Origin of the sequence: Methylobacterium sp. HMF5984, assembly GCF_045033435.1 — a bacterium.
GTDB lineage: Bacteria > Pseudomonadota > Alphaproteobacteria > Rhizobiales > Beijerinckiaceae > Methylobacterium.
Genome location: NZ_JBJFLN010000001.1, coordinates 2,216,960 through 2,227,974, shown reverse-complemented (window position 1 = coordinate 2,227,974; position 11,015 = coordinate 2,216,960). Strand labels below are relative to the sequence as shown.

The window sequence follows — 11,015 nt, the reverse complement described above, 5'->3', positions numbered from 1 at the left end:
CGGGCGGACGCCGTGACCGACATCCGCCAGCTGCTGCTCGCGGCCTTTGAGGTCGAGCACCGCGAGCACATCGATGCGATCCGCGCGGCTCTGGGCGCCGACGGCACCGGCCGCGCGCCCGACTGGAACGACATCTTCCGACGGGCCCACAGCCTCAAGGGCGCCTCCCGGGCCGTCGACCTGCCGCCGGTCGAGGCGGTGGCGCATCGCCTGGAGAGCCTGTTCGAAAAGGTCTCGGCCGGCGCCGCCCTCGATCGCGAGGCCAGGAACGCGACCCATCTCGCCCTCGATCGCATCGAAGCCTACGTCGCCGGGATGAAGGCCGACCCGGACGTCGCGATGCCGGCCGACGCCATCGCGGCGCTCGACCGCTGCCTCGCGGGCGCCCGGGCACCGGACGCGACGACACCCTCGCCGGCGGAGATCGAGCCGCCGGTCGAGGCCGAACCGCCGGTCTCGGCAAGACCGCCCGCCGAGCCGAAATCCGCCGCGCCCTCCTCGCCCGCTGCGCCGCCGTCCGGCGTCGAGCCGCCCGCCGAGGCCGGCCCGGCCTTTCTGCGCGTGCCCGCCGACGCGGTCGAGGCGCTGACCCGGGCGAGCCACGAGCTCGCGAGCACGCTCGGCGTCGGATCCGCGATCTCCGACGGGCTCGCCCGGCTCGCGCGCCTGTCCGAAGACCTGCGGCGGCAGGCCGAGGCGTCGTTCGCGCGCGGTGCGGTGTCCAACCTCGCCCGGCTCCTGCGGCAGGAGGCCGGACGCGATGCCGGGTCGGACAGGGACGAAGCGGTCGGCCTCGCGGTGGAGGCCGTCCGCACCGAGATGCGCGGCGTCGAGGCGAGCCTCGCCGGCCTGGCACGGGAGGCGGCCGACCTGTCGCGCCGTCAGGTCGCGGCGGCCGGTGCCGTCGAGGGGGCGGCGGCCCGCGTCGGCCTTCAGGCCGAGCGCCTCGCCCTGGTGCCGGCCGAGACCGTGTTCGGAAGCTTCCCGCGCTCGCTCCGCGAGACCGCGCGCGAGCAGGGCCGCGAGATCGATCTCGCCGTCCGCGGCCTCGACCTGCCGGTCGACCGCGCGATGCTGCAGGCGCTGAAGGACCCGGTGCTGCACGCCCTGCGCAACGCGCTCAGCCACGGCGCGGAACCGCTCGACATCCGCCGGGCGGCGGGAAAGCCCGACGCGGCGGCGATCCTGTTCGAGGTCGCGATCCGCGGCGGCCGCCTCGTCGTGTCGGTGGCGGACGATGGCCCCGGCCCCGACCTCGCGGCGATCGAGGCGACGGCCCTGCGCCGCTTGCTGCTCCGCCCGGGGGATCCGACCGATCCGCAGGCCCTGCTCGCCCTGGTCTTCGAGCCGGGCTTCTCGACCGCCGCGGCGGTCGACGCCCTGTCCGGGCGCGGCTTCGGCCTCTCGGTGGTCGCCGATGCCGCCCGCGCGCTCCAGGGTAGCGCCCGGCTGGAGCCGCGTGAGCCCTGGGGCAGCATCCTCACCATCTCGGCGCCGCTCTCGGCGGCACGACGCGCGATGCTCCTCGTCGAGGCGGGTGGAGCGACCTACGCGCTGCCCGGCGCCGCGGTCGAGCGCCTGCTGCGCCTCGATCGGGCCGGCCTGCCGCAGGCGATGGGCCGCCCGGTGCTGCGCGTGCCCGGCGCGGGCGGCGCCGAGGAGACCTTCCCAATCGTCGCGCTGGCCGAGATCCTCGGCGGCCCTGCCTCCGCGAGCCCGCACCTGACCGCGATCCTGGTGCGGGCCGGCGGCCGCCGCTTCGCGCTGGCCGTCGACGCGCTCCACGACGTGCGCACCCTCCTCGTGCTGCCGGCGCCGTCCGTCGGCGCCGAGTCCGGGCTCGTCGCCGGCACCGTCATCCTGCCCGGCGACGTGCCCGCCCTGGTGCTCGATCCCGACGGGCTCGCCGCGCGGGCGGGTGCCGCCGGCGCGGCGGCGAGGCCGGGCGACGGGGTCGCAGATGCTGGCGGAACGTTGGCGGAGGCGCCACGTTCGAAACACCGCGCGACGATTCTCGTCGTCGACGATTCGATCACCACCCGCACCCTGGAGAAGGGCATCTTGGAAGCCGCCGGCTATCGCGTGGTCGTGTGCGTCGACGGCCAGGACGCCCTCGATCGCCTGCACGCCGACATCGAGGTGTTCGACCTCGTGCTCGCCGACGTGGAGATGCCGCGGCTCGACGGCTTCGGCCTGCTCGCCGCGATCCGCGCCGAGACGCGGTTCGCGCGCCTGCCGGTGGTGCTGATGACCTCGCGGGGCGACGCGGCCGACGTCGCCCGCGGCCTCGACCTCGGCGCCGACGCCTACCTCACCAAGCAGAAGTTCGACCAGCGCCAGCTCCTCGACACCATCGGGCAGCTGTTGTGAGCGAGCCGGTCCGCGTCATGCTGGTCGAGGACAGCCTGGTGGTGCGCGAGCTGCTGCGCCACATCCTCTCCCGCGATCCCCGCCTCGCCTGCGTCGCCGCCGTCGCGTCGGGCGAGGAGGCCCTGTCGGCGATCGACAGCGTGCGGCCCGACGTGATCTCGATGGACATCCGCCTGCCCGGCATCGACGGGCTCGAGACCACCCGCCGCATCATGTCCGAGCACCCGACGCCGATCGTGGTGATCGCCGATTCGGTCGAGGATTCCTCGCTGCGCATCTCGATGAACGCCCTGCGGGCCGGCGCGCTGTCCGTGGTCGAGAAGCCGGTGGCGACGACCCATGCCGGCTACGACGCGGTCGCCGGCGAGATCTGCACCCAGCTGCGCATCATGGCGCAGGTCCCGGTGATCCGCCGCCGCCCGATCGGCACCGAGTGGCTCGGGCGCACCGCGGCGGCCGCGTCCGCACCCGCGGCGAACCTGCCGCCGACCGTCCTGGCGATCGCCGCCTCCACCGGCGGCCCGCCGGCGCTCGCCCGCGTGATCGGGGCGCTGCCCGAGACGTTCCCGCTGCCGGTGCTGGTGGTCCAGCATATGGGCGCGGCCTTCATGGACGGGTTCGCGGCCTGGCTCGACGGCGTGGTGCCGATGCCCGTCACGGTCGCCCGCGACGGCGAGCGGGCCGAGCCCGGCCGGGTCTACGTCGCCCCGGGCGACCGCCACCTGGAGCTGGGGCCGGGCCGGATCCTGCGCATCCTCGACAGCCTGCCGGTCTCCGGCCAGCGACCGGCGGCGACCGTGCTGTTCCGCTCGGTCGCGCGGCAGGCGGGCGCGACGGGGCTCGGCGTTCTGCTCACCGGCATGGGCGAGGACGGGGCGCTCGGCCTGCTCGACATGCATGCCGCCGGCGCACAGACGGTGGCCGAGCACGAGAGCACGGCAGTCGTCTACGGCATGCCGGCGGCGGCCGTGCGCCTGAAGGCCGCCCGCGCCGTCCTGCCCCTCGACCGCGTCTCGGCCCATGTCCTCAAGCTCGCCATGCCCGGGGCCGGCTCGCAGGACCGGCCGGCATGAACGGCACCGCCGGCACGGCGACGGAGGCCGCCCGCATCCTCCTGGTCGAGGATTCGGAGACGCAGGCGCTGGAGCTTCGCTTGCTGCTGGAGAGCCACGGCTTCCAGGTCGAGCGCTGCCCGACCGCGGAAGCCGCGCTCGACCACCTCAACCACGGCCTGCCCGACCTCGTCGTCGCCGACTACCACCTGCCGGGCATGAACGGCGACGAGCTGACGCGCCAGCTGCGCCTCTCGCTGCGCACCCGCGCCCTCCCCCTGCTGATGCTCACCGGCGCCCGCGACGGCGAGCGCCAGGGCCTCGAGAGCGGCGCCGACGCCTACGTCGCCAAGTCCGGCGACCGCGACCTGCTGATCCTGCGCATCCGCGCGCTCCTGCGCGAGCGCTTGGGCAGCGTGGCGCCCGGCAGCGCCGAGACCCCGTCGGCCGCCGCCTTCCGGCGCGGGCGCGTGCTGGTGATCGACGGCAGCGCCACCTACCGCACCTTCCTCGCCGGCCTGCTCGGCCAGGACGGCCACGCCGTCACCGCCAGCGCCGGGCCGGACGAGGCGCTCGCCGTCCTCGACGCCGAGGGCGAGGCGACGGCCTTCGACTGCGTCACCGTCGACCTGCTCGGCCCGGCCTTCGACGGCCTCGCCCTGTGCCGGGCCATCGACCAGCGCCGCGGCGTCCGGGTGGCCGGCGCCGGGTTCCACCTCGTCGGGGTCGCCGGCAGCAACCCCCCCAAGGATTTCCTCGTCCAGGCCTACGCCGCGGGCGCCGACGACGTGGTCTCGAAGTCCGATGCCGAGGTGCTGGCGCTGCGGGTGCGCGGCCTCGTGCGGCGCCGCTTCCTGGAGGAGGACGACCGCCGCATCGCCGGCGAGTTCGGCGCCCGGCAGCAGGCGGTCGAGCGCGCGCGCGCCGAGGCCGAGGCCGCGGAGGCGCGCGCACGGCTGGCCGACGCCCTTGAGCGCGCCAACGACGACCTCGCGCTCGCCAACCGCAAGCTCACCGACGCGCAGGCCAAGCTTGTCCAGGCCGCCAAGATGGCCTCGCTCGGCGAGCTGGTCGCCGGCATCGCCCACGAGATCAACAACCCGCTGGCCTTCATCCTCGCGCATCAGGGCACCGTCGAGCGCGTGCTCGGCGAGCTGCCGATGCCCGAATCCGACCCCGCGGCGCAGAAGGGCCTGGCCAAGGCGCGCGACCGCGTCGGTGCGATGCGCATGGGCCTGACCCGCATCCAGGACCTGGTCCTGAACCTGCGCAAGTTCTCGCGGCTCGACGAGGGCGAGCGCTCCCTGGTCAACGTGCCGGAGGCGATCGAGACGGTGCTGGCGCTGATCCAGCACAAGCTCGGCTCGCGCATCGCCGTCGAGCGCGACTTCGCGGGGCGCCCCGAGATCCATTGCACCCCGGCGCTGCTCAACCAGGTGGTGATGAACATCCTCGGCAACGCCGCCGACGCGATGCCCGAGGGCGGGCGGATCCGCGTCGTCACCGAGACCACGCCCGAGACCGACCTGATCCGGATCAGCGACACCGGCCCCGGCATCCCCGAGGACCTGCGCGAGAAGATCTTCGAGCCGTTCTTCACCACCAAGCCGGTCGGGGCCGGAACCGGGCTCGGCCTCGCGATTGCCTACAGCGTGGTTCAGGCGCATAGCGGCTCGCTCACGGTGGAGACGGCTCCCGGCGGCGGGGCCTGCTTCGTGATCGGGATTCCGAGGCAGACGGCGACCGTATGACCAGAGGCACGATCCTGGCCGTCGACGACGAGCCGGACATCCTGATCGCCCTCGAGGACCTGTTCGAGGACACCTACCGCATCGTCACGACGACGAAGCCGGCGGACGCCCTCGCCATCCTGCGCGACGATCCCGACATCGCCGTCGTCCTGTCCGACCAGCGCATGCCCGGCATGACCGGCGACGCGCTGCTGGCCGAGATGCGCGGGTTCCACGAAGCCCAGGCGATCCTGCTCACCGGGTACGCCGACATCACCGCCGTGATCGGCGCGCTGAACCGCGGCGGGATCAGCGGCTACGTCGCCAAGCCCTGGGACGCGGACCTTCTGCGCGGCACCGTGCGCAACGCCTTCGAGCGCCATGCGCTCGGACGGGAACTCGCCACCGAGCGGGCCCTGCTGCGCGGCCTGCTCGACCATTCCGAGGACGCGATCTCGTTCAAGGACGCGGCCGGGCGCTTCCTGCGCCTCAACGCCCGAAAGGCGGCGCTGCTCGGCCTCGACGTCGCGGGCTGCCTCGGCCGCAGCGAAGCCGAGCTGCCCGGGACGCGCGCCGCCGAGAGCGCCGAGGCCGACGCCGCCGCGATCCGCTCGGGCGAGATCGGCGACGTCGTCTCCGCGGAAGGGCCGATCGGCGCCGAGCGCTGGAGCCACGTGGTCCGGGTCCCGATCCGCGGCCCCTCCGGCGCGATCGCGCATCTCGCCACGATCGAGCGCGACGTCACCGAGCAGAAGGGCTTCGAGGCCCGCCTGCGCCAGTCCGACAAGATGCAGGCGCTCGGCACCCTCGCCGGCGGCATCGCGCACGACTTCAACAACCTGCTGACCGCGATCCTCGGCAGCCTCGAGCTCGCCGCGCCGAAGGTTCATGAGCAGCCCCGCGTGCTTCGGCTGATCGAGAACGCGCGGGGCGCGGCCGAGCGCGGCGCTTCGCTGACCAAGCGCCTGCTGAGCTTCAGCCGCGCCAACGACCTGCGTGCCCGGCCGACCGACGTGAACGCCCTCGTCGAGGGCATGTCGGCGCTGCTCGGGCGCAGCCTCGGCGGGCTCGTCACCGTCGAGACCAGGCTCGGCAGCGATCTCGGCCCGGTTCAGGTCGACCCCGACCAGCTCGAGCTTGCCATCCTCAACCTCTGCATCAACGCCCGCGACGCCATGCGCGAGGGCGGCATGATCGTCATCGAGACGGCGGCGCTGACGATCGAGGACGATCCGGACGTGCGGAGCGGCGCCTACGTCGCCGTGTCTGTGAGTGATGCCGGCGAAGGCATCCCGCCGGAGATCCTGGCGCGGGTCTGCGAGCCGTTCTTCACCACCAAGGCCGTCGGCCAGGGCACCGGCCTCGGCCTCGCGATGGTGTTCGGCCTCGCCCAGCAATCCCACGGCCGCCTGCGGATCGACAGCCGGGTCGGGCACGGCACCCGCGTCGACCTCGCCCTGCCGCGGGCCTCCGCGGCCGTCGTGGCGGACGAGGCAGACGTCGCGGTCGCGCCGGCGGCGGCACGCGCGGCGGCCATCCTGGTGGTGGACGACGACGCCGAGGTCCGGCACGTCACCGCCTCGTTCCTCAACGGGTTCGGTTACGACGAGATCGAGGCCTCGGACGGCGCGGCCGCGCTCGCGCTGATGGAGCAGCGCCGCTTCGACCTCGTGGTCGCCGACCTCGCGATGCCCGGCATGACCGGCGTCGAGCTGGCGGCCGAGGTGCGGAGCCGCTGGTCCGAGGTCCCTGTGCTGATCCTGACGGGGCACGCGGAGGCGGTGGAGATCCCGCACGACCTGCCGGTGCTGACGAAGCCGTTCCAGTCGGCCGAGCTCGCCCGCCGCGTCTCCTTGCTGCTGGGCGACCCGCCCGGCGCCTGACGCGTCGGCCCGGCCGTCCGTCCCGACGGAAACGCGTTCGAAGCGCGTCCGTCCCCGAGAAACGCCGGCCTCGACCGTATGCGCTCGCCGCATCGCGGTCGTCCCGGAACGAGCATCGCGCAACGGCCTCGGGCCAACGAAAAAGGCGGCCTCTCGGCCGCCTTTCTTCGAACTCGTGCTGTCGAGGCGCCGATCAGGCCGCTTCGCTCTCGCCGCCGAGCACCGGGCCCGAATCCTTACCGCGGGCGCTGACGTCGCGGTCGACGAACTCGATCACGGCGAGCGGGGCGTTGTCGCCCTTGCGGAAGCCGGCCTTCATGATGCGGCAGTAGCCGCCCGGACGGGCCGTGTAGCGCGGGCCGAGCACCGTGAAGAGCTTCTTGACCATGTCGTGGTCGCGGATCTGCGACATGGCGAGACGGCGGGTGTGGACGCTGTCGATGCGGCCGAGCGAGATCAGCTTCTCGATGACCGGGCGCAGGTCCTTGGCCTTCGGCAGCGTGGTGATGATCTGCTCGTGCTTGATCAGCGCGGCGGACATGTTGGCGAACATCGCCTTGCGGTGCTCGGTGGTGCGGTTGAAACGACGACCGCGGAATCCGTGACGCATGTTGGCTCTCCTGGTTTTTGCGGTCGCCGTGCCACGGTACGACCGTCATCTTGAAGGCGAATACGGAGTAGCGAGTAGCGAATAGAGTGCAGCGGAACCGGGGCGCCCTACGGACACCCCTATTCGCTACTCCTACTCGCCATTCGCCCTCAGTAGTGCTCCTCGAAGCGCTTGGCGAGATCCTCGATGTTCTCCGGCGGCCAGCCGGGGATGTCCATCCCGAGGTGCAGACCCATCCCGGCCAGCACTTCCTTGATCTCGTTGAGCGACTTGCGGCCGAAGTTCGGGGTGCGCAGCATCTCGCCCTCGGACTTCTGGATGAGGTCGCCGATGTAGACGATGTTGTCGTTCTTCAGGCAGTTCGCCGAACGCACAGAAAGCTCGAGCTCGTCGACCTTCTTGAGCAGCGCCGGGTTGAAGGGCAGCTGCGGCGCGAGCGGGGCGGCCTCCTCCTTGCGCGGATCCTCGAAGTTCACGAACACCTGGAGCTGGTCCTGGATGATGCGCGCCGCGTAGGCCAGCGCATCCTCCGGCGACACCGCACCGTTGGTCTCGACGGTCATCGTCAGCTTGTCCTTGTCGAGATCCTGGCCCTCGCGGGTGGTCTCGATGCGGTAGCTGACCTTGGTCACCGGCGAGAACAGCGCGTCCACCGGGATCAGGCCGATCGGCGCGTCCTCGGGGCGGTTGCGCTCGGCCGGCACGTAGCCCTTGCCGGTGGCGACCGTGAACTCCATCCGGATCTCGGCGCCGTCGTCCAGCGTGCAGATCACGAGGTCGGGGTTCAGGATCTGGATGTCGCCGACCGTGCCGATGTCGCCGGCGGTGACGAGGCCCGGGCCGGTCTTGCGCAGGGTCATGCGCTTCGGGGCGTCGGTCTGCGAGCGGATGGCGATCGTCTTGATGTTCAGGACGATGTCGGTGACGTCCTCGCGGACGCCCGGGATCGAGGAGAATTCATGCAGGACGCCGTCGATCTGGACCGAGGTCACGGCCGCGCCCTGGAGGGAGGACAGCAGCACCCGGCGCAGCGAGTTGCCGAGCGTCGTGCCGAAGCCGCGCTCCAACGGCTCGGCCACGACGGTGGCGACCCGCTTCGGGTCGTCGCCGGTCGAGACCTGCAGCTTGTTGGGCTTGATCAGCTCTTGCCAGTTCTTCTGAATGACCACGATCCTACCTCTCCTGACGCACGAACCCGCGACGTCCGGGTCCGCGCTTCGGCCGATCGACGCTGCCCCCAGCGTCGATCGGTCCCTAAAAGACTGCTCCGGGCCTACGCCTCGTCGGCGACCCAGAGATCCGGCACGAACCGGTATCCGTCCCCATCCCGCGTCACGGTGCCGACGGCCGGGAATTCGAGATGCGAGCCGGCGATGCGGGTCCCGTCGGCCGCCAGATCCGCGAGGATCGCCTTGCGGGTCGCTCGCGCCTGTTCGCCGTCGACATCGAAGCCGACGCCCGCCTCGGGTTGCTTGAACTGGATCGCCGGCAGGTGCACCACATCGGTGAACACCAGGAGCGACTTGTCCCCCGAAACGATCCGGAAACCGCAATGGCCCGGCGTATGGCCGGGCAGGTGCACCGCGGTGATGCCCGGCAGGACTTCCCCGCCGGACTGCTCGCGCACCCGGCCGGCATAGGGTGCCAGCGCCTTGCGGGCGTTCTCGAAATACGGCTTTGCCCCGTCCGGTGCGGCGGCGAGCGCCGCATCGGGGAGCCAGTACGCCGCCTCGTCCGAATGCAGCACGATCTCCGCGTTCGGGTAGGCGGCCTTCCCGTCGACCACCAGCCCACCGATATGGTCGGGATGGCAGTGCGTGACGAAAACGGTCTCGATCGCCTCGGGCGCCACGCCCGCGACGGCGAGCGCTGCGGGCACGCGACCCATGGTCGGCGGACCGAACGACCCGTAGCCGGAATCGATCAGCACCGGCTTGCGGCCGGGGCCCGTCAGCAGGAATGCGTTGAGCATCACCCGCGGCTCCTGCGTACGGAAGCCGGCGCGCTGCAGCGCGCCGGCTTCGTCCTTCGAGATGCCCGTGACGAGATCGAGGGAGCCCTGAAACCAGCCGTCGTTGAGCACGGTGAGCGTGATGTCACCGACGCTCCAGCGCTTGACGCCGGGAAGGATCTTCGTATCCGCCACGTGTGTCTCCGTCCGCCTCAGACGCGCCGACGCTTGCGCGGGCGGCAGCCGTTGTGCGGGATCGAGGTGACGTCGCGGATCGAGGTCACGGTGAAGCCCGCGGCCTGGAGGGCGCGGAGCGCCGACTCGCGGCCCGAGCCGGGCCCGGAGACCTCGACCTCGAGGGTGCGCATGCCGTGCTCGGCGGCCTTGCGGGCTGCGTCCTCGGCGGCGACCTGCGCGGCGTAGGGGGTCGACTTCCGCGAGCCCTTGAAGCCCATGGCGCCCGAGGAGGACCACGAGATCGTGTTGCCCTGCGCGTCGGTGATGGTGATCATCGTGTTGTTGAACGAGGCGGCGACGTGCGCCACGCCCGAGACGATGTTCTTGCGTTCGCGCCGGCGGACGCGGGTCGGTTCCTTGGCCATCTTTTCGATACCTGTCCTTCAAGCGCACCCGTAATTCCAGGTGCTCGGGATTCTCGTATGGGTTCGGTCGGCACATTTGCGGAGTGCCGCCCCGTCACGCCGGCTCCCGTCGAGGGAGATCCGGCACGATGCATGGGAGGCCGCGCCGCGCGCAGCCTCCGAATTCGTAAGCTTACTTTTTCTTGCCGGCGATCGGCTTGGACTTGCCCTTGCGGGTGCGCGCGTTGGTGTGCGTGCGCTGGCCGCGGACCGGCAGGTTGCGGCGATGGCGCAGGCCGCGGTAGCAGCCGAGGTCCATCAGGCGCTTGATGTTCATCGAGACGTCGCGGCGAAGGTCGCCCTCGACGAGGTAGTCGCGATCGATCGTCTCGCGGATCTGCAGCACCTCGGCGTCGGTGAGCTGGTTCACGCGGCGCTCGGCCGGGATGCCGACCTTCTCCGTGATCTCCTCGGCCTTCTTCGCGCCGATGCCGTGGATGTACTGGAGCGCGATGACGACGCGCTTGTTGGTCGGGATGTTAACGCCGGCGATACGGGCCAAGGTCATGCTCCATGTGGCGTACGGGCGATCGCCCGGGCCGTCCTGTGGGAAAGCGTGCGTCCGGTGGAGGCCGGCCCCTGCACGCCCGTCAACGACAAATCGGCCCGCGGCCGCCCCTTGGAGGGCACCTCGGACCAACGGCTGTGCAGACGAAGACCGGCCTGCTAGCGCGGGCCGGCGGTGATGTCAACGGTTCGGCACGATAAGACGCCGCGCCGGGCCCGGCGGGCGCGCCCGGCGCGCTGCATCGTCCTCATCGCGTCACCTGGCGAACCG

General features: G+C 72.1%; 9 protein-coding genes. 4 read left to right on the top strand and 5 right to left on the bottom strand.

The features are described from left to right. Window positions 1–12: 12 nt before the first annotated feature. The 4 genes from ACFZ8E_RS10690 to ACFZ8E_RS10675 are packed head-to-tail and all read left to right on the top strand — an operon-like array spanning window position 13 to window position 7,035. Complete coding sequence (locus ACFZ8E_RS10690) at window positions 13–2,370, top strand: response regulator (protein ID WP_243949414.1); 2,358 nt, start codon at window positions 13–15, stop codon at window positions 2,368–2,370. Further along, the gene (gene cheB / locus ACFZ8E_RS10685; RefSeq protein ID WP_313898887.1) at window positions 2,367–3,443 is read left to right on the top strand and encodes a chemotaxis-specific protein-glutamate methyltransferase CheB; all 1,077 of its coding nucleotides are present in this window, start codon (window positions 2,367–2,369) and stop codon (window positions 3,441–3,443) included. Before ACFZ8E_RS10690 ends, cheB begins: the two co-directional genes overlap by 4 nt. Continuing rightward, entirely contained in the window at window positions 3,440–5,173 is a 1,734-nt protein-coding gene (locus tag ACFZ8E_RS10680; protein WP_243949413.1) for a response regulator, read from the top strand. The genes cheB and ACFZ8E_RS10680 overlap by 4 nt, the downstream gene beginning before the upstream one ends. After that, a complete protein-coding gene (locus tag ACFZ8E_RS10675) occupies window positions 5,170–7,035 on the top strand; it encodes a response regulator (protein ID WP_243949412.1) in 1,866 nt (621 codons plus the stop codon). Before ACFZ8E_RS10680 ends, ACFZ8E_RS10675 begins: the two co-directional genes overlap by 4 nt. A gap of 193 nt (window positions 7,036–7,228) precedes the next feature. Here ACFZ8E_RS10675 and rplQ read toward each other — a convergent pair whose 3' ends face one another. From rplQ to rpsM, 5 genes are all read right to left on the bottom strand, one after another. Then, window positions 7,229–7,645: a 50S ribosomal protein L17 gene (gene rplQ, locus ACFZ8E_RS10670; protein ID WP_147725840.1), complete on the bottom strand. Its 417-nt coding sequence runs from the start codon at window positions 7,643–7,645 to the stop codon at window positions 7,229–7,231. 149 nt (window positions 7,646–7,794) lie between these two features. After that, window positions 7,795–8,814, bottom strand: a complete 1,020-nt coding sequence (locus ACFZ8E_RS10665) for a DNA-directed RNA polymerase subunit alpha (protein ID WP_147725841.1) — start codon at window positions 8,812–8,814, stop codon at window positions 7,795–7,797. A 104-nt stretch (window positions 8,815–8,918) separates the two neighbouring features. Beyond that, on the bottom strand, window positions 8,919–9,791 hold the full coding sequence (locus tag ACFZ8E_RS10660; protein ID WP_405042747.1) for an MBL fold metallo-hydrolase: 873 nt from the start codon (window positions 9,789–9,791) through the stop codon (window positions 8,919–8,921). A gap of 17 nt (window positions 9,792–9,808) precedes the next feature. After that, window positions 9,809–10,198 (bottom strand): 30S ribosomal protein S11, encoded by a 390-nt coding sequence (gene rpsK / locus ACFZ8E_RS10655; protein WP_147725843.1) that lies wholly within the window; start codon window positions 10,196–10,198, stop codon window positions 9,809–9,811. 172 nt (window positions 10,199–10,370) lie between these two features. After that, on the bottom strand, window positions 10,371–10,739 hold the full coding sequence (rpsM, locus tag ACFZ8E_RS10650; protein ID WP_147725844.1) for a 30S ribosomal protein S13: 369 nt from the start codon (window positions 10,737–10,739) through the stop codon (window positions 10,371–10,373). Window positions 10,740–11,015: the final 276 nt, after the last annotated feature.

Coding starts and splice junctions, on each gene's coding strand:
- ACFZ8E_RS10680 (WP_243949413.1), top strand. CDS start 3,440: ATGAACGGCACCGCCGGCACGGCGACGGAGGCCGCCCGCATCCTCCTG.
- ACFZ8E_RS10675 (WP_243949412.1), top strand. CDS start 5,170: ATGACCAGAGGCACGATCCTGGCCGTCGACGACGAGCCGGACATCCTG.
- rplQ (WP_147725840.1), bottom strand. CDS start 7,645: ATGCGTCACGGATTCCGCGGTCGTCGTTTCAACCGCACCACCGAGCAC.
- rpsK (WP_147725843.1), bottom strand. CDS start 10,198: ATGGCCAAGGAACCGACCCGCGTCCGCCGGCGCGAACGCAAGAACATC.